Origin of the sequence: Micromonospora sp. NPDC051296, from assembly GCF_040682255.1 — a bacterium.
GTDB classification, from domain to species: Bacteria; Actinomycetota; Actinomycetes; order Mycobacteriales; family Micromonosporaceae; genus Micromonospora; species Micromonospora craterilacus.
Window position 1 is genome coordinate 1 of the sequence record NZ_JBFBAO010000101.1, and the last position, 18,636, is coordinate 18,636.

15 protein-coding genes are annotated in these 18,636 nt (G+C 69.1%); 7 read left to right on the forward strand and 8 right to left on the reverse strand.

The annotated features are described in order from the left end of the window. The coding region (locus AB0M52_RS13425; protein ID WP_363952925.1) for a hypothetical protein at nt 1–280 on the reverse strand (280 nt) is incomplete at its 3' end. A gap of 301 nt (nt 281–581) precedes the next feature. Next, the gene (locus AB0M52_RS13430; protein ID WP_363952926.1) at nt 582–1,568 is read right to left on the reverse strand and encodes an NAD(+)/NADH kinase; all 987 of its coding nucleotides are present in this window, start codon (nt 1,566–1,568) and stop codon (nt 582–584) included. Between the two features lie 127 nt (nt 1,569–1,695). Here AB0M52_RS13430 and AB0M52_RS13435 point away from each other — a divergent pair, with 127 nt between their 5' ends. Next, complete coding sequence (locus tag AB0M52_RS13435) at nt 1,696–2,340, forward strand: pentapeptide repeat-containing protein (RefSeq protein WP_363952928.1); 645 nt, start codon at nt 1,696–1,698, stop codon at nt 2,338–2,340. 26 nt (nt 2,341–2,366) lie between these two features. Here AB0M52_RS13435 and AB0M52_RS13440 read toward each other — a convergent pair whose 3' ends face one another. The 3 genes from AB0M52_RS13440 to AB0M52_RS13450 form a co-directional block, all read right to left on the reverse strand. Beyond that, nucleotides 2,367–4,529 (reverse strand): APC family permease, encoded by a 2,163-nt coding sequence (locus tag AB0M52_RS13440; protein WP_363952930.1) that lies wholly within the window; start codon nt 4,527–4,529, stop codon nt 2,367–2,369. 196 nt (nt 4,530–4,725) lie between these two features. Beyond that, nucleotides 4,726–5,598 carry an SAM-dependent methyltransferase gene (locus AB0M52_RS13445; protein ID WP_363952932.1) on the reverse strand — a complete coding sequence of 291 codons (873 nt, stop codon included), beginning with the start codon at nt 5,596–5,598 and terminating at the stop codon, nt 4,726–4,728. A gap of 68 nt (nt 5,599–5,666) precedes the next feature. Beyond that, nucleotides 5,667–6,422: a helix-turn-helix domain-containing protein gene (locus AB0M52_RS13450; protein WP_363952934.1), complete on the reverse strand. Its 756-nt coding sequence runs from the start codon at nt 6,420–6,422 to the stop codon at nt 5,667–5,669. A 239-nt stretch (nt 6,423–6,661) separates the two neighbouring features. Here AB0M52_RS13450 and AB0M52_RS13455 point away from each other — a divergent pair, with 239 nt between their 5' ends. Together AB0M52_RS13455 and AB0M52_RS13460 are read left to right on the forward strand one after the other, a co-directional pair. Next, on the forward strand, nt 6,662–7,327 hold the full coding sequence (locus tag AB0M52_RS13455) for a DUF4097 family beta strand repeat-containing protein (protein ID WP_363952936.1): 666 nt from the start codon (nt 6,662–6,664) through the stop codon (nt 7,325–7,327). Nucleotides 7,328–7,374: 47 nt separating this feature from the next. Beyond that, nucleotides 7,375–8,190: an alpha/beta hydrolase gene (locus AB0M52_RS13460; RefSeq protein WP_363952938.1), complete on the forward strand. Its 816-nt coding sequence runs from the start codon at nt 7,375–7,377 to the stop codon at nt 8,188–8,190. 104 nt (nt 8,191–8,294) lie between these two features. On the opposite strand, the gene AB0M52_RS13465 is transcribed toward AB0M52_RS13460, so the two are convergent. Then, the gene (locus tag AB0M52_RS13465) at nt 8,295–9,113 is read right to left on the reverse strand and encodes an SAM-dependent methyltransferase (RefSeq protein ID WP_363952940.1); all 819 of its coding nucleotides are present in this window, start codon (nt 9,111–9,113) and stop codon (nt 8,295–8,297) included. A 357-nt stretch (nt 9,114–9,470) separates the two neighbouring features. Here AB0M52_RS13465 and AB0M52_RS13470 point away from each other — a divergent pair, with 357 nt between their 5' ends. Next, a complete protein-coding gene (locus tag AB0M52_RS13470; RefSeq protein WP_363952942.1) occupies nt 9,471–12,362 on the forward strand; it encodes a beta-L-arabinofuranosidase domain-containing protein in 2,892 nt (963 codons plus the stop codon). Nucleotides 12,363–12,499: 137 nt separating this feature from the next. On the opposite strand, the gene AB0M52_RS13475 is transcribed toward AB0M52_RS13470, so the two are convergent. Both AB0M52_RS13475 and AB0M52_RS13480 read right to left on the reverse strand, forming a co-directional pair. After that, nucleotides 12,500–13,591, reverse strand: coding sequence for a crosslink repair DNA glycosylase YcaQ family protein (locus tag AB0M52_RS13475; RefSeq protein WP_363952944.1), 1,092 nt, complete (start codon nt 13,589–13,591; stop codon nt 12,500–12,502). Beyond that, nucleotides 13,573–14,598 carry a YafY family protein gene (locus tag AB0M52_RS13480; RefSeq protein ID WP_363952946.1) on the reverse strand — a complete coding sequence of 342 codons (1,026 nt, stop codon included), beginning with the start codon at nt 14,596–14,598 and terminating at the stop codon, nt 13,573–13,575. Before AB0M52_RS13480 ends, AB0M52_RS13475 begins: the two co-directional genes overlap by 19 nt. Before the next feature lie 77 nt (nt 14,599–14,675). On the opposite strand from AB0M52_RS13480, the gene AB0M52_RS13485 reads away from it, so the two are divergent. From AB0M52_RS13485 to AB0M52_RS13495, 3 genes are read left to right on the forward strand one after another with little or no spacing between them, the layout of a single operon-like run. Then, nucleotides 14,676–15,137, forward strand: a complete 462-nt coding sequence (locus AB0M52_RS13485; RefSeq protein WP_363952948.1) for a hypothetical protein — start codon at nt 14,676–14,678, stop codon at nt 15,135–15,137. Next, entirely contained in the window at nt 15,134–17,368 is a 2,235-nt protein-coding gene (katG, locus tag AB0M52_RS13490) for a catalase/peroxidase HPI (protein ID WP_363952950.1), read from the forward strand. Before AB0M52_RS13485 ends, katG begins: the two co-directional genes overlap by 4 nt. A gap of 49 nt (nt 17,369–17,417) precedes the next feature. Next, nucleotides 17,418–18,551: a hypothetical protein gene (locus AB0M52_RS13495; RefSeq protein ID WP_363952952.1), complete on the forward strand. Its 1,134-nt coding sequence runs from the start codon at nt 17,418–17,420 to the stop codon at nt 18,549–18,551. Nucleotides 18,552–18,636 lie beyond the last annotated feature (85 nt).

Here is an 18,636-nt window from a genome sequence, read left to right on the forward strand (position 1 = left end):
CGGCCGGCTCCGGCGCGGGCGGCGGACCGGTGAGGGCCGCGACCGGATCGGCCAGTGGGTCGGGCGCGAACACCTGCCGGGTCGCGGCCGCCACCAACTCGGTGATGGTGGCGGCGGCCTCCACCGGATCGCCGGTGAGCGCCTGCGGGCCCTCGACGGGCAGCAGTTCGGCGATGACCTCGCCGATGACGGCCTCGGGCACGTCGGCCGGCAGGACATCGGCGACGACGTCGGCGAGCGGGCCGGCAACGGGGTCGGCGACGGGCACGGACACGGACACGGCGACCTGCCTTCGGCGTGCAAGGGACGATGTCACGACGCCGGTGGCCGTGGTCCGGTGTCGAACGGCCACTGTCGCGGCAGCAGAGGCCGAGCCGGTGACCGGCCGGTGACGTGCGGACGAACATATTCCGGCAGGCGCCGCCACACCGGCCGTCGCCACCCCCGCCCGACCGCCGACCCGGATAGCCTGGCCGGTTACGGCGCAGCACGCCTGCGTCAAATCTGTGGGTGGTGGCGGCCCAGACCCGACGGCTCCGACGGACGGACGCGCTGAGCAACCTGTTGCGGGGGGCCGGGGATCAGGAGGCCGGCGGTGGGCCGTCGCTCCATGGCCCGCCCCGGAGCCGCTCGGCCTCGAGCGCCTCAGCCCTGAACTGCTCGGCCCGTTCCCGCAGTTGCGGCGGCACGAGATCCAGAAGTTGGTCCGGGCGCAACGGAAGGTCGAGCAGGCTCAGCTTGACTCGTTGGCGCTGCTCGTGGAGCGTCGGTTCGAACCGTACGACGTTGACCGCGTCTGCGATGAGACGCACGCTCAACCCCACGCCCGGCTTGAGTAGGCCGACGGGCGTCCCGTCGGCCATGAACCGCAGCGACACCCGGTCCGACGGGTTGCGGAACTCCACCGCGTCGCTGCCACCGAGCACGACCGACCGGTTGATGCCCGACATCGGCGCGACCGGGGTCAGGGTGATCGACGGTGCCGACGGTGAGATGACCGGCCCGCCGGCCGCGTAGTTGTAGGCCGTCGAGCCGGTCGGCGTGCACGCGATGACGGCATCGCCGCGGTAGTAGCCGTGCCGCGCGCCGTTGACGAACAGGTCGACCGTCGCGCTCTGCAACGGCTCGGACGCCGCTATCACCACGTCGTTGAAGGCGGTGCATTCCTCGCCGCCGTTGAGGACCTGGAAGCAGCTGTGCGGTTCCAGCGTGTAGTCGCCGGCCACCAGCCGGTTCAACGCCGTCTCCAACCCCTCCGGAGGAACCTCGACGAGGAAGCCGACATCGCCGTAGTTGACCCCGAGGACCGGCGTTGACCGTCCGACGACCAGGCGCATGGCACCGAGCATCGTGCCGTCGCCACCCAGACTCACCACCGCGTCGAGCCGGTCCACGAACGTGTCGGCCGCGACCGGCTCGACGTCCGGCCCGACCCGTGGCGCGTCGTCCTCCCGGACCAGCAGGGCGCCGCCGTACCGGTGCACGAACCGACTGATCATCCGCACCGAGTCGAGAACCGGCTTGACCGGGTGGACCACCAACCCGACGGTGTAATGCGGCTGCCCCATCCGGCCATCATCACCCCGGCCGGTCCGAGCCGGCACGGAAGAACAGGATTCGGGCCACTAGCCTGCGGACATGGGTGCGCGATCGTCTCGTGGTTCTGGTTCGGGTGTCGCTCGGTGGCGGGTGCCGGTGAAACCGCGGCCGCCGGCCGCGCTGGAGCTGGCCACCCTCGCCGACCACAGTCTTGCCGACGAGGCGAGCTTCCGGCGGCTGGGCTTCTTCGATCTTGATCTCTCCGGGCAGTCGGCGGATGGGGTGGAGTTCGCGCAGTGCCGGTTCAAGGGCTCGGACCTCAGTGGTGTGCAGCTCGACGGGGCGAGCGTCGCTGACTGCCTGTTCGAGCGTACGAACCTGGCGAACCTACGGGCGGAGAAGTCGTCCATGATCCGGGTCAGGCTGTCGACGCTGCGGATGACCGGGGTGCACTGGATCAACGGCGCGGTGCGGGACGTGACGGTGTCGGAGTGCCGGCTGGACCTGTCGTCGTTCCGGTTCACCGACTTCACCAGCGTGGTGTTCGACGGCTGCAACCTGACCCGGGCGGACTTTCAGAACGCGGACCTGACCGGTGTCCGGTTCACCGACTGTGACCTGACCGGAGCGCAGTTCTCCCAGGCGACGATGGTCGGCACCCGGTTCGCCAACTGTGTCCTGGCCGGGGTGGGCGGGGTGACCAGCATGACGGGAGCGATCATCGCCCCGCAGGACCTTGCCGCCCTGTCGTACACCCTGGCCGAGGCGCTCGGCATCCAGATCGAAGCCGGCGGGGACTGACCTCGGGCGGCACCTCGACACACGTCTCAGACGGACAGGTGGGTGGGCACGTTGGCGATGATGATGCCGGGATGCCGGCGCAACGCCCGCCGCAGGCGCTGTTCGGTACGGTAGTGCAGCACCCGCTGCCAGGGATGCTCCACGACCACGTCGGGTACGACGACGGTGATGGTGAGGTCGGAATGGCGCAGGCGCAGTGCGCTGACGTATTCGGCCAACGGCTGGATGATCACGCGGTGCGGTGACTGGATCGTCTCGAGCGGGATGTGACCGCCCCAGGTGGCCCATTGGCTGCGGAAGTTGTCCGCCTCCTCGCGCTCGGGGCTGATGTGCAGGGCCAAGGTCGGCTGGCCGAGTGAGCCGACGTAGGCGAGGGTCCGCATCGTCGCCTGGTTGAGTCGGGCCACCGGGACGACGAAGAGGTGCCGTATCTGTCGCGGGACGACGGCGGGCGTCTGCTCCTCGATCGAGCCTTCCCCGCTGGGCCGGTCGGGACTGGTCGTGGTGTCCAGGCTGAGGGCGTGACGTACCCGGTCGTAGTGCCGGCGTACCCGGAGGGACAGGTAGATCAGCAGCGGGACGGCGAGCACGACCACCCAGGCGCCGGCGGCGAACTTGGTGACCGCCGCGGTCACCAGCACGACGGCTGACAGGGTGGCACCGACCCCGTTGATGATGGCGCGACGCCGCCAGCCGGGACCTCGGTGGCGGCGCCAATGGTTGATCATGCCGGTCTGGGAGAGCGTGAAGGCGAGGAAGACGCCGACCGCGTACAGCGGAATCAATGAGTGGGTTTGACCGCCGAACGCGACAAGGATCACCGCCGCGGCGACCGCGAGCAGGATCAGCCCGTTGCTCAGGGCCAGCCGGTCGCCGATGTGCAGGAAGCGTCGGGGGACATAGCTGTCCCGAGCCATGAAGTACAACAGGCGTGGCAGGTCGTTGAAGGCGGTGTTCGCCGCGAGGAGCAGCACGAGCGCGGTGGCCACCTGGATGATCCAGTACCAGGGGCCGTGCGGGAACGTGACGTGGGCGAGTTGCGACAACAGCGTCTCGTTCGACCTGGGAGCCAGGCCGTTGAGGTGAAACAGCAGGGTCAGGCCGATGAAGAGGAAGATCAGGATGCCGACCATCCAGGTCAGCACTGTTCGAGCGTTGCGCCACTCCACGGGGCGGAAGACCGGCACGGCGTTGGAGACCGCCTCGATGCCGGTCATCGAGGTCGCTCCCGAGGCGAAGGCCCGCATGACGACCAGCAGGCCGAGCCCTTCGACCGCGGGCGTCGCCGGTGGCGCGGTGGGGGTGAATCCGCGGGCTGCGGCCTGCACGAGCCCGACGGCGATGAGCCCGACGACGGCGATCAGAAAGAAATAGGTCGGCGCGGCGAAGATGTTGCCGGCGACCCGGATGCCCCGGAGGTTGCCCGTCAGCAGCAGGCCGATGACGGCCAGCGCCATCGGGATGCTGAACGGCGCCAGCGAGGGCAGCGCCGAGGTGATCGCGGCCACCCCGGCCGTCACCGACACTGCCACCGTGAGCACGTAGTCGAGGATGAGGCCGGCCGCGGCGGCCAGCCCGGCGCGGGGGCCCAGGCTGTCGCTGGCCACCAGGTACGATCCGGCGCCGTGCGGGTAGGCGTGGACCGTCTGCCGGTAGGAGATCCCGACGGCGAGCATCAGCAGCACCAGGGCCGCCGCGATCGGGAGGGACAGCCCCAGCGCACCGCTGCCGGCGAGGGCCAGGATGACCAGCATGGCTTCCGGCCCGTACGCCACCGAGGACAACAGGTCGGAGGCGAGTACCGGCAGCGCGACGACTTTCGGCATGCGTTCCCGTAGCGTCGACGCGCTGGACAGGGGCCGCCCGAGCAGCAGGCGACGCACCCAGCCGGCGGCCCGCCCCTCGGGAGTGTCCCGCCGTTCCGCGGCGGCGGTGGCGGTGAGCTGGCCGGCCCTGTCCGGCAGGAACAGCGGGGCGGCGCCGGCCGGCGCACCGCCAGCTGTAGGGCGGAGCTCATCCGCCTGCGGGTCCACCGGCAGGGCCCGTACGGCGTCGCTCACCTGCCACTGCTCGCCGAGCCGGTGCAGGGCGGCGAGATCTTCTGCGGACAGCGGCGGCAACTCGGCGGACGGGCTGAAGGTCGGCGACCCGCCCTTGTCCGGTTCCGGGTCGTGCTCAGACCTGCCCACGGTGCCTCCGCGTCGCCCACGATGTCAGCACCACCGACCATCCCAAAAAGGGTCAGGGTGAGGACGCCGATCGGCGAAAGCAGCAACGCACGGAAGCCCGCAACCCACCGCAGGGCCGGGACGCGAGGAACGCTCGCCACAGCCGAGCGCCCACCGGGCCCGGCCCGACGTTCCGGTCGGCCCTGGACGAGCAGTTCTAGGGCTTGCGGCCCACACCGCCGAAGGCGTCAATGTCGGCGGGCGTGTCGACATCGACGTCGGGCCGCCACCGCGGGCACGATACGACGCCCGGCTCCACCAGGTCGAGGCCCTCGAAGAACCCGGCGATCTGGTCGGGCGAGCGCAGCGTGTACGGCGTCGCTCCGGTGTCGTTGTAGTCGTCCTGCGCCTGCTGCATCTCGCGGCTGATCAGGCTGGCGCCGTCGTTGAGCGAGAGGTAGCTGCCGGACGGCAGCGGTGCCAGCAGTTGACGCGTGATCGATCGGGCCGTCTCGTAGTCGGGCACGTGGCCCATGACGCCGCTGAGGATGAGCCCGATCGGCTGGTTGGGATCGAGCGTCTTGATGACCTCGGCGAAGATCGCGGGCGGATCGTGGAGGTCGGCGTCGAGGTAGGCGGTCTTGCCTTCGGGTGTGCCGACCAGCAGCGCACGGGCGTGCACCAGTACCAGCGGATCGTTGTCGACGTAGACGATCCGGGCGTCCGGCGCGATCCGCTGCGCCACCTCGTGGGTGTTGTTGGCCGTCGGCAAACCCGTGCCGACATCGAGGAACTGGCGAATGCCCGCCTCGCCGGCGAGGAACGTGATCGTGCGGATGAGAAACTGCCGGGAGGCACGGGCGACGTCGACAACGCCGGGGAAGACCTGGCGGTACTGGTCGCCCGCCTCTCGGTCGACCGCGAAGTTGTCCTTGCCGCCGAGCCAGTAGTTCCAGATCCGCGCCGAATGCGGCACCGACGTGTCGAGCTTGTCGGGATCAGACTGGCCGGTCGCTGGCGAGTCCACGCTCACTATGAACACCTCTGGTTTGACTGCGTTCACCGGATTTGGGTCGCCGCAGCGGGCCATCAGGGCACCATCCGCGACGCGTCATGGTAACGAAGGCAGGGAATGCACGCTGCCCCATCCACGGCTGTCTAACCACGCTCTGGACTCGGTTGGGCGGTGTCGCTCGACGTTGCTTCGGGTTTGGTGTGAAGGACTGCACGGGCCTGTTCGGCGGCGCGGGTGATGCTCTCGCTGATGAAATCGAGGAAGCGGGCGATGTTCTCCAGGCGGGTGGCGGCCGGGGTGTGGGGGCCGAGGATGGCGACGCCCTGGCGTGCGGTTTCGACGAGCTGGTCGTTGGATCGGGCGCTGGCGATCGTTGCCTGGTAGAAGAGTTCGTCGTCGACGACGTAGCGGTCGCGGCGGCGTTCGTCGCGTTCCCGGCGAACGAGGCTCTGGCTCTCCAGGAAGGCGATCGCTTTGGAGATGGACGCCGGGCTGACCTGAAGGCGCTGGGCGAGTTGTGACGCGGTGAGGCTGCCCGCGTCGGTGGTGAACAGGCAGGTCAGCACCCGGGCCGTCATCTTGGTCAGGCCCGAAGCCATGAGGACAGTGGTGAACGTCTCTTCGTACTCGGCCACCGCCTCGGCGTCGCGTCCGTGCGGCTGGGGGCCTGACTCCGCCCCTCGCGAGGAGGCGGGCCTACGCCGTTGGGCGCGGCGCTCCGTGGCGCGGTGGGCCAGGTCGGCGCGGTAGGCGGTGGGACCGCCGTTGCGCATCACCTCACGCGTGATCGTCGAGGTCGGACGGCCGAGGCGTCGGGCGATCTCGGCGTAGGGGAGGCTGTCGGCCAGCCCCAGCGCGATCTGCTGGCGTTCCTGCTGGGTGAGCCTGCCTCCCGGCATCGCGATCTCCTTTGGTGATCATTCATGGCGCGTCCCCGATCCCCCCACGATAGCGTTCACTCCCGTCCATTGCAACGCTCGGGCCGATTGCCGTTGCGTTATCCTCAAGCCTGTTGCAACACTTTTCACGCTCTGGCCTGTGGATATGTCGATCCCATGCAACAACAGCGTTGCCCGGCATTGAAAGGCAACGTAGCGTTTCCGATGTCAGAAACAACGAAGGAGCACTGGAGAGCACGATGCAGAAGTTCGACACTCCCACCCCTATCGCCGTCGTCCTGGACATCCCCGCCGGACGCATCCAGTTCATCGCCGCAGACCGCGCCGACACCACCGTCGAGGTCCTGCCCGCCGACCCCGCCAGGAGCCGCGACACCAAGACCGCCGAGCAGACCACCGTCGCCTACGCCGACGGCGTCCTGCGGATCACGGCCTCGACCCCCAAGAACCAGCTCGTCGGCCACTCCGGATCCCTGGAGATCACCGTCCAACTGCCCGCCGACTCCCACATCGAGGCCAAGGCCGCCAGCACCGAGCTCCGTGGCGTCGGACGCCTCGGCGACGTCGCCTTCGAAGGCGCGTACCGCCAGATCAAGATCGACGAGGCCGCGAGCGTCCGCCTCACCGCGATCGACGGCGACGTCGAGATCGGCCGGCTCAACGGCACCGCGAACATCAGCACCGCAAGGGGCGACATCCGGATCGCCGAGGCCATGCGCGGCACGGTCGTGCTTCGTACCGGGTCCGGTGACATATCGGTCGCGGCCGCCGCCGGCGTCTCGGCCGCCCTGGACGCCGGAACCGGATACGGGCGTATCAGCAACACCCTCAAGAACGACGGCACCGCCGAACTCGACATCCGCGCCACCACCTCCCACGGCGACATCAGCGCCCGCAGCCTCTAACGGACCAGACCCGGAACTATCCGGCCTAACGCGAACAGGTGGAACCCATGACGAAGCACAGCACTTCCTCGACCAGTTCGAAGTGGACCGGCATGATGCCGGTCGACGACACGGCCCTGGCCGTCACCGACACCGGCGGTCCCGGTATCCCTGTGGTCTACCTCAACGGCCAGTTCGCCACACAGGGGTACTGGCGGCGGGTCATCGCTGAGCTGGGGACGCAGTGGCGGCACATCACCTACGACGAACGGGCCCGCGGCAGATCGAACCGTTCGGCGGACTATTCCTTCGAGGCAGCCGTCCGGGATGTCGATGCCGTTCTCGCGGCCCGGGGTGTGGACCGGGCGCTGGTGGTGGGCTGGTCCTACGGGGCGGTCGTCGGGGCGCACTGGGCCGGCCGGAATCCGGAGCGTGCCTTGGGCGCGGTGCTGGTCGACGGCGCGTTCCCGTACGACTGGCTCGACGAGGCCATGGAGCAGCGGATCCGGAAGCTGTTCCGGCGGATGAGCTGGTTCCTGCCGCTCCTGCGCCCGACAGGCCTGGCCCCGCGGATGACCGCCGAACAGCAGGCTAACAGCAACATCGAGCTCGGCAGGCTCTCCCGCGAGCGCGAGCTGGGCCCGGTGCTGGACACCATCACCGTCCCGGTGCGGTACGTGGTTGCTTCGGGTACATCCTTCGGAAGCCGTGGTGATGAGCAGGAACGGATCCGCACCAGCCTCGATGCGGTGACCGCCCGCAACCCGAACATCCAGATCGGCGCGAAGGTCGCCAGCAACCACGGGGCGATCCTCAAAAAGGACTTCCCGGCCATCGCCGAGGCCGTACGCGAGGTCGCCGCCCTCGATCGCGGGGCGCGCTGAAGACTCGTTACGGATCCGCGGATCCGGGCGACGTACGCGACACGGCGAGGCCCACAGCGGATGTGGCGCTGCGGGCCTCGCCGTGCTGTGGCACCGGGGGCTGACTAGGGCTTGCGCCCGACTGCGCAGTACTGGTCGATCTCCGCAGGCAGGGTGTCCGAGCCGCCGTCGGGCCGCCAGCGGGTCACTGACACCACCCCGGGCTCGACCAGGTCCAACCCCTGGAACAGGCCTGCGATCCGCTCCGGACTCCGCAGGTGGTACCTGGGGTTGGCAGAGATGTTCCAGATCCGCACCGCCTCGGTGACCGCCTCGCTCGTGTCACTGCCGTCGTACATCGCCAGGTAGCTTCCCGAGGGCAGCTTGTCCATGATGCTGTCGATGATCGACTTTGCTTCCTCGTCGGACTCGATGTGACCGAGGATGCCCATCAGGATGAGTGCGACCGGCTTGCCCAGGTCCAACGTCCGCGACGCCTCGCGGAGGATGGCGCCCGGGTCACGGAGGTCCGCGTCGACGTAGTCGGTGGCACCTTCGGGCGTGCCGACGAGCAGGGCCCGGGCATGCGCCAGCACCAGCGGGTCGTTGTCGACGTAGACGATGCGCGCGTCCGGGGCCGCCGCCTGAGCCACCTCGTGGGTGTTGTCGGCGGTGGGCAGGCCGGTGCCGATGTCGAGGAACTGCCGGACACCGGCCTCACCGGCGAGGTGCCGCACCGCCCGGGCAAGATACGCCCGGGAGAGACGGGCGTTCTCCGCGAGCTGCGGCAACGTCGAGATGATCTGGTCGCCGACCACGCGGTCGGCGGCGAAGTTGTCCTTACCGCCGAGCAGGTAGTTCCAGATCCGGGCCGTCTGCGGCACTCCGGTGTCCAACTTGGGCCTGTCCTGCTCGCCGCTCGCCACGGCCGGACTGTCCACCACGATCGCATCCCCCGTCTACTTAGGACAACGCTGATCTTCCGTCGCAAGTTTAACGGTCGACCGATCGGCGCGCTCCTGCAGATGTCGATGATGGACAGCGGTCTAGCCGCATGTATTGACAGTGATGATGTTAGCGATAACACTTGTGACCACTGTCCGCCTCACGTATCAAATGCTCGCCCCCACCACCGACGGCCATGAGCACGCTCACAAGACAGCGCCACCCCGAGGTGGCGCCAGACAACCGTGCGCGGCGAGCGCCGCGTCCGGGCACCCGGCACCCGTCCCGCGGTAGCGACTCCCGCTGAGTCCCCCGTCAGTGGGTCCCACTACCGGCCAGCTGAAGGAGAGTGAGAAGTGGCCAAGCAGTTCTCCCGACGACGCCTGCTCCAGCTCGGCGCGTTAGCGGCCACCGTCCCCGCCACCCTGACCATCACCTCGACCACCGCCGCATCGGCAGCCACCGCCAGCAGCGGCGGCCCGGCCCCCGCCAAGCCGTTCAACCTCGACCAGGTTGCCCTGCACGAGGGAATCTTCCAGCAGAAGCGCGACCGAATGCTCAACTACGCCCGGAACTACCCCGGCAGCGGCGGTGTCCTCGCCGGTCCGGACCGGATGCTGCACCTGTTCCGGGCCAACGCCGGTCTACCTGCCCCCGGCACCTGGCCGGGTGGCTGGGACACCCCGAACCACCTGCTGCGCGGCCACTTCACCGGGCACTACCTGACGATGCTGTCGCAGTCCTACGCCGCCACCGGCGAGGAGATCTTCCTCGACAAGCTCGACTACCTCGTCGAGGAGCTGGGCAGGTGTCAGCGGGCCCTCGACGCGCGGCCGGTCGGCCGGGTCGCCGGCCGGTCCGGCAAGGCCGTACGGCTCAGCGACCCGCACCCGAACCAGTACGTGCTGCTACCCCAGCGGATTCTCGACGGCGTCACCGACGTGACGTTCGCGGTCTGGGTGCGGCTCGCCGCCAGCCAGACCAATGCCAAGATCTTCAACTTCGGCACCGGTTCGAGCGTCTACCTGTCGTTGTCGCCGTGGGTATCGGCCAGCATGGGCCCACGGTTCGCCATCACCACCAGCGGCACCAACAACGAGCAGCGCATCGACGGTACGAGCAACTCGGTCCCCGTCGGCGAGTGGGCGCACGTGGCGGTCACGATCTCCACGGCGGGCAGCATCGGCCGGCTCTACGTCAACGGGAACCAGGTCGGCACCAACACCATCCGGCTGTCCCCGGCCAACCTGGGTGCGACCACCAACAACTGGATCGGCCGGTCGCAGAGCAACAACGACCCGTACCTCAACGCGACGGTCGACGACCTGCGGATCTACCACCGCGCGCTGACCGCCGCCGAGGTGGCGGCGCTCGCCACCGCCGACCCGGCAGCCGAAGAGGCCGACCAGACCGACCTGGTGGCCTGGTACCGCTTCGAGGAGGAAGGCGAGACCGCCGTCGACCACTCGGGCAACGACCGCGACGCCACCATCATCGGAACCAGCTACCCCGGCTACCTCTCCGCCTTCCCGGAGGGCCAGTTCAGCCGGCTCGAACCACCGACACTCCAGCAGAACAGCGGCGCCAACGCGGTCTGGGCGGCGTGGTACACCTGCCACAAGATCATGAGGGGCCTGCTCAACGCCTACCATCTGACCGGGAACGAGGAGGCGCTGGAGATCGCCTTCCGGATGGGTGACTGGACCCACCAACGGCTCAGCCGGTACACCCAGGCCCAGCTGGACCAGATGTGGAACATCTACAGCGCCGGCGAGGCCGGTTCGATGAACGAGGTCATGGCCGAACTCTCGGCGCTCACCCCGGACCCCGAGGCGAAGGCCCGGTACCTGCAGACGGCCAAGGCGTTCACCTTCACCACGCTGTTCAACGCCACCCTCGACGACCGCGACATCCTGAACGGCCGGCACGCCAACCAGTACATGGCACCGAACATCGGCTACCTGCGGATCTTCGAGCAGACCGGGGAGGAGGACTACCACACCGCGGCCAAGAACTTCTGGGCGATGGTGGTGCCGCACCGCACCTTCAGCAACGGTGGCGCCGGCCGCAGCGAGCACTTCGGCGTACGCGGGTTCATCACCGCCGGATTCACCTCAGGCTCGGACCCGCGGCACGCCGAGACCTGCTGCACCTACAACATGCTCCGGCTGACCCGGAACCTGTTCTTCCACGACCAGGACCCGGCGTACATGGACTTCTACGAGAAGGGGCTGCACAACCAGATCCTCAGCTCGCGCCGGGACATCGACAGCGTCACCGCCACCGAGGTCACCTACCACCAGAACATGTGGCCAGGCCGGTCGCGGCAGATCGGCACCTTTGTCGAATACAGCCGCTACGGCGGCAACGGCAGCTGCTGCAACGGCACCGGCATCGAGAGCCACACCAAGTACCAGGAGTCGATCTACTTCCAGTCCGCCGACGAGTCGACGCTCTACGTGAACCTCTTCATCGCCTCGACGCTGACCTGGCCCGGCCGCGGGTTCGTCATCAGCCAGGAGACGCAGTACCCGACCGAAGGCGCCACCCGGCTGCGCTTCGACCAGGGCAGTGGCCAGCTGAAGGTCAAGCTCCGAGTGCCGTCGTGGGCCGTGAAGGGCTACCAGGTCCGGGTCAACGGCGCCCGGCAACGGCTCACCGCCAGGCCGGGCAGCTACGTCACCCTGGACCGCCGATGGTCCCAGGGGGACACCATCGACATCTCGATGCCGTTCAGTTTCCGGGTCGAGAAGGCGCTCGACGACAAGTCGATCCAGTCGATTCTCTACGGCCCGACCCTGATGGTCGTCCGGGACAACACGCCCAGCTACCGGGAGTTCACGTTCTTCAAGGATCTGAAGCGGGACGGCGACCTGGCCGCCGCGATCCAACCGACGAACGTCCCGATGCACTTCACCACGCACGGCTACACCCTGGCGCCGTACTACATCTCCGACCCGGTGCCCGGGCAGTTCAACGCCTACCACCCGTACGTGAAGCGGGTCGAGCCGGAGGTCGTCTTCGGCTCGGCCGCCACCGGCGTACCCAATGACGCCATTCGGGACGAGGGCGGCGAGACGTTCCTCGACCGGGTCTGGGAGGCGGCCCCGTTCCGCAACCACGGGCAGTTCCTCCAGCGGGCGAAGCAGGTGGCGGACGAATGGGTCGCGGCCGGGCGGCACACCGAAGAACAGAGCAAGGCCATCCATCTCGCCGCGGCGCACGCGAACAAGGATCTGGAGCCATGATCGTCGACCCCGGCTGAGGCCGACCCCGCGACGCCGGTCTTTGTCGGGCCCCGACTCGACAGGACCGGCGTCGCCGCCGCTCCCCCGGCCGTACGCAGACATCCCAACCGGCCCACCTGCCGTGGGCGGTCCGGCACTCAGGCCCTAGGCCCGGTGACCTCGACGCCGAGCCACCCGGCGAGGTCCTCGATCTCGGTGCGGACCGCGGCGGTCATGGCCCTGGTGAAGCGGACATCCTCGTGGACGGCGTTGACGACCAGGGTGCCGGCCTTGCGGTCGGCGGTCGCGTCCAGTTTGCCGACGAGTCGGTCGCCGTGCAGGACGGGCAGGGCGAAGTAGCCCCACCGGCGTTTCTCCCTGGGCTTGTACATCTCGAGGAAGTACTCGAAGCCGAAGAGCCGCTCGGCCCGGACGCGATCGTGGATCAGCCGGTCGAAGGGCGAGAGCAGCGCGGTACGCCCCTCGAACGGCAGCCCGACGTACGCCGGGTGGACCCGCCAGGTGCCCGGCGTGCCCTCGACGGTGGCCGCCTCACCGGCATCACCGACGTACGGCGACTCGCCGGGGATCTGTGGGCCGCCGGACCGGGCGATACCGAGGGCCGCGAGCCGACGCTCGTTGCGCAGGCGGACCGCGGCGTCGAGATCAAGGGTCGCCAGTTCGGCGGGGTAGACCCGCTCGGGGAGGTCCCAGTAGCGCTGTCGCCCCTTGCGGCCGGAGATCGCGACGTGGCCGCGCAGGGCCATGGCCTCGAGCATCTTCGTGACGTTGCGGTTGTTGGTCCACCCCGACGACGGCCAGGGCACGACGCTCGTGTCGGGGATGTCCCGGGACAGGAGGCGGCCCTCCTTCTCCAGCAGCGTCAGGATGTCGCGGCGAAACGGCTCGTTCTGTTCGAGCCACGCGCGGATGGACGGATGCGGCTCGGCGTCCCGGGCCTCGGCGATCACGGCGGGCAGGTCGCGGGGGGACCGGATGTAGGCGACGGTTTCGACGAGGGTGCGGTCGGTCTCGACGGCCCTGATCAGGTCGGCGGGACGGTAGGTCGACCCGAGCCGGCTCCACAGGACGAGATCCGCGCTCGGCGCGATGGCCGCAGTGGGGTCGATCTGCAGGAACGTCAGGCGCTCGACGACATCGACGAGGCCGGTCGGGCGCCCGGCGTCGAGCAACTGGGCGTGGATCGCGATCCGGCGGGCCTCGTCCTGGCTCAAACGGTGGACGGCCATGTCGCCGACCCTAGACCTTGCTCGGCACGGACGGCATATCGGGCGGCCAGGGCCCGGGCGGTGTCGACCAGTCGGGCCCTCAGGTCGGCCGGTTCGAGTACCTCGACCTCCGCGCCGAGCCGGAGGAACTCGCCGTGGGCGTGGGTCAGCGATTCGATGGGTACGACCGCGGTCACCCATCCGTCGCCGTCGGGTGGACCAGCCGACCGCTCGGCAGCGGACCACACCACGTCGCTGGCCACTTCCCGGAGCCGCTGCCGGCCCTGGGGCGAGAGCCTGATCACCGCCTCCCGCTGGTGCAGCCGGCTGCGGAACTCCACCACCTGGGCCCGCCAGTACTCCGCCAGGTCGAAGTCGGTGGGCCAGTCGAACGTCTCCGCGAGTAGCTCCAGTGCCATGATCTGGTTGACCCGGTAGGTGCCGATCCCGGTCCGGTCCGGGTCGGCCCGGCGGGCCACCACGTACCACCGCCCGCCCTTGAGCACCAGGCCGTACGGTTCGATCGTGCGAGTGACCTCCCCCTGCCAGCTGCGGTACCGCACCCGGACGCGGTGCTCGTGCCACACCGCGCGGGCGATGTCGGCGAGGTGCGTCGACGCGTCGCCGTCCTGGTACCAGCCGGGCGCGTCCAGATGGAAGCGCTGCTGAAGCTGGTTCGCGCGGTCGCGCAGCTCGACCGGAAGCGCGGCCTGGAGTTTGAGTTGGAGCGCCGCCACCACCTCGGCGTAGCCCAGTTCGGCGGCGGGGCCGGGCAGGCCGGTGAGGAACAGGCTCTCCGCCTCCTGGACGGTGAGCCCGGTCAACCGGGTCCGGTAGCCGTCAAGCAGCTGGTAGCCGCCGGCGTGCCCGGCTTCGCCGTACAGCGGGACGCCGGCACCGTGCAGCGCTTCCACGTCCCGGTAGATGGTGCGTACGGAGACCTCCAGCCGGTCGGCGAGTTGCCCGGCGGTCAGCCGCCCCTGGGTCTGCAGCAGCAGCAGTATCGAAAGGAGACGACTGGCTCGCATTCCACTGACACTACCTGTCAGTGGATTCGTCTTACCGTTCCCGACATGCCATTGCGTGAGATCGAACGGGGACTGTGATGAGCGACTTCGACTTCCTGCCCGGCGTCTGGGACGTCGCCAACCGCCGCCTGCTGAAGCGACACGTCGGCAGCGACGAATGGGATGTGTTTCCCGGGTTGATGCGGGCCCAGAGCTTTTTCGACGGTGCCGGCAGCTTCGACGAGACCATCTTCCCCACCAAGGGCTTCCGTGGGATCAGCCTCCGGACCTACGACCCGGCGCGACGGGAGTGGTCGATCTACTGGGTGAACAGCAGCAACGGCCTGCTCGCCCTGCCGCCGGTGGTGGGCGGCTTCACCGACGGCGTCGGGATGTTCTACAGCGACGACATCGACGAGGGAAGGCCGATCCGCTGCCGCTACACCTGGTCGCGGATCACCCCGACCAGTTGCCGATGGGACCAGGCGTTCTCCCTCGACGGCGAGAAGACCTGGGAAACGAACTGGATCATGGAACTGACCCGCCGGAAGGATGGGTGAGCCGCCAGCATTTAGGGAAGAATTGGGGCATACTGCGCACCGTGACTGGCAGCGAGAGCGAGAACCCAGCAATCCCGTCCCCCACGCCGAAGCCGAGCCGGCCGAGGACGAACCAGGACTGGTGGCCGAATCAGCTGAACCTCCAGGTTCTCCATCAGCACTCCCCCCGGGCCAACCCGATGGGCGAGGCCTTCAACTACGCGGCGGAGTTCAAGAACCTCGACGTCGACGCGCTGAAGCGGGACATCTTCGAGGTGATGACGACGTCGCAGGACTGGTGGCCGGCCGACTACGGTCACTACGGGCCGCTCTTCATCCGGATGAGCTGGCACGCCGCCGGCACGTACCGCATCGAGGACGGCCGCGGTGGTGGCGGGGACGGCGCCCAGCGCTTCGCCCCGCTCAACAGCTGGCCCGACAACGCGAACCTCGACAAGGCCCGCCGGCTGCTCTGGCCGGTCAAGCAGAAGTACGGGCCGAAGGTCTCCTGGGCCGACCTCCTGGTCTTCGCCGGCAACTGTGCCCTGGAGTCGATGGGGTTCAAGACGTACGGCTTCGGCTTCGGGCGCGAGGACGTCTGGGAGCCCGAGGAGATCTTCTGGGGGCCCGAGGACACCTGGCTGGGCGACGAACGCTACAGCGGCGACCGGAATCTCGCCGGTCCGCTCGGCGCCGTGCAGATGGGGCTGATCTACGTGAACCCGGAGGGGCCCAACGGCAATCCGGATCCGCTGGCCGCCGCCCGGGACATCCGGGAGACCTTCCGGCGGATGGCGATGAACGACGAGGAGACGGTCGCGCTCATCGCCGGTGGTCACACCTTCGGCAAGACCCACGGTGCCGCCTCGGCCGAGTACGTCGGCCCGGAGCCGGAGGGTTGCCCGGTCGAGGCGGGCGGCCTCGGCTGGCGGAACACCTTCGGCAGCGGCAAGGGCCCGGACACGATCACCAGCGGGCTCGAGGGTGCCTGGACGCCCACCCCGATCACCTGGGACAACAGCTTCTTCGAGACCCTCTTCGGCTACGAGTGGGAGCTCACCGAGAGTCCGGCCGGCGCGAAGCAGTGGAGGCCGAAGGACGGCGCCGGGGCGGACACCGTGCCCGCCGCCCACGACCCTGCGGTCAGGTACGCCCCGATGATGGCGACGACGGACCTCGCGTTGCGCGCCGACCCGACGTACGAGGAGATCTCGCGTCGGTTCTTCGAGAACCCGGACCAGCTCGCGGAAGCGTTCGCCAAGGCGTGGTACAAGCTGCTGCACCGCGACATGGGACCCGTCTCGCGTTACCTCGGGCCGTGGGTGGCCGAGCCGCAACTGTGGCAGGACCCGGTGCCGGCGGTCGATCACGAGCTGATCGCGGACGGGGACATCGCCGACCTCAAGCGCAAGGTCCTCGCCTCGGGACCGTCCATCTCCCAGCTGGCCCGGACCGCTTGGGCGGCGGCGGCGAGCTTCCGCGGCACCGACATGCGTGGCGGAGCCAACGGGGCGCGGATCCGCCTCGAACCGCAGAAGAACTGGGAGGCCAACGACCCGAGCGAACTCGCCACGGTGCTGCCCGCACTGGAGCGGCTCCAGCAGGAGTTCAACAACTCGCAGTCGGGTGGGAAGCGGGTCTCGCTCGCCGACCTGATCGTCCTGGCCGGCTGCGCGGCCGTCGAGCAAGCGGCCAGGAACGCCGGGCACGAGGTCACGGTCCCGTTCTCACCCGGGCGTACGGACGCTTCCCAGGCGCAGACCGACGTGGAGTCGTTCGCCGTACTCGAACCGAAGGCGGACGGGTTCCGCAACTACCTGCGCGCCGGACAGAAGTTGTCGCCGGAGACCCTGCTGCTGGACCGGGCCAACCTGTTGACGCTGACCGCGCCCGAGATGACGGTGCTGATCGGCGGCATGCGGGCCCTGGACGCCAACGCGGGGCAGGCACGACACGGGGTCCTCACCGACCGGCCCGAGACGCTGACCAACGACTTCTTCGTGAACCTGCTCGACATCGGCACCGAGTGGAAGACGTCCACCTCGACCGAGAACGTGTTCGAGGGTCGCGATCGCGCCACCGGCGAGGTCAAGTGGACCGCCACCGCCGTCGACCTCGTCTTCGGGTCGAACTCCCAGCTCCGAGCGATCGCGGAGGTCTACGCCGGTCACGACGCGCAGGAGAAGTTCGTCCAGGACTTCGTCGCGGCGTGGGTCAAGGTCATGAACCTGGACCGGTACGACCTCGCCTGATCCCACGGTTGGTTGAAGGGCTGTCGGAGGTGTGGTGCATGATCCGATCATGCGTTCGCCGCGTTCCGTTCTCGAGGACACCGACTGGGGCAGCCTGGAACACGCCTACGACTCTGCTTCCGATACGCCGGACCAACTGATGCTGTTGCTCAGCGGGGATGCGGCGCTGTGCGGTGAGGCGCTCGCCTACCTGGACGGCGCGGTCCTGCACCAGGGCACGATCTACTCCGCCACCGCACCAGCGGCGCTGTTCGTGGCGGGCATCCTCGACGACCCCCGCACCCTCGTGCCGTGCGAGAGCGCCCTGCCGTGGGACGAGCGCGAGCGCCCGCTGCGGGCGGCGCTGCTGGAATGGCTGGGCAACGTCGCCGAGTCCGCCACCTACGACGATCCGGAACCGGACGACGACGAGACCGACGATTGGGAGGACTACGCCCAGGCGGTCGAAGCATGCCGCGCCATCCGGCCCGACCTCTACGCACGGGTCGCGCCGTTCCTCGACCACACCGAGCCGACCGTGCGTCAGGCGGCGGTCGGCGCGGTGACCGATCTGCTCCTGGCACCCGAACTCGCCGAGCAACGGGCCGAGGTGGCCGACCGACTGCTGCGGTCGGTGGAAGGTATGACTCCAGTGGAGCGGGCGGGGATCGCGCTGACGATCGGCAGTTGGGGCATCGCCCCGCGCTCGCTGCTGGCCGACGAGCATCCGGGAGTCCGTGCCTGTGCGGCGCTCACCAAGGCGCTCGATGACGACCCTCGCGCCCGCGACGAGGTACGCCTGGCGTTACGCGATCCGCGCACCGCCGATTCGTGGTTCGACGAGAACCCGCCACAGCTCGACGGTCAGGTGCGGTTCACGTTGGTCGAGGCGTTGCTGCGCCGGACCACGGCGTTCGACGAGGTGGCCGAAGCTGCGCTGGCGGTGGCCCGGATGACCAACGCGTACACGGTCGATTCCGACTGGGGGCCGCTGCTGATTCGAGCGTTTCCCGAGGGCTTCGTGAAGGGGCAGGAGCTGTCCGCGGCTCAGCGGCAGTTCCTGACGGCGATCGTGGACAACGACAGGTGCTGGGGAAGCATCGCGAACCCGACGTTCTGGTTCTCCAGGGCCGGCCTGCCGGCAGACCGAGACGGACTCCGCGCCCTCCTCACGGGCTCGGCCGCTAAGAGCACCCGGCAATAGGACTGGCGGGGCTGCGGCGCGCCCTGGCACTTCGGCTGGCGGCGTTGTCGTCGTCGGCCATGCAACACCGGCATGGCCTCCTCCT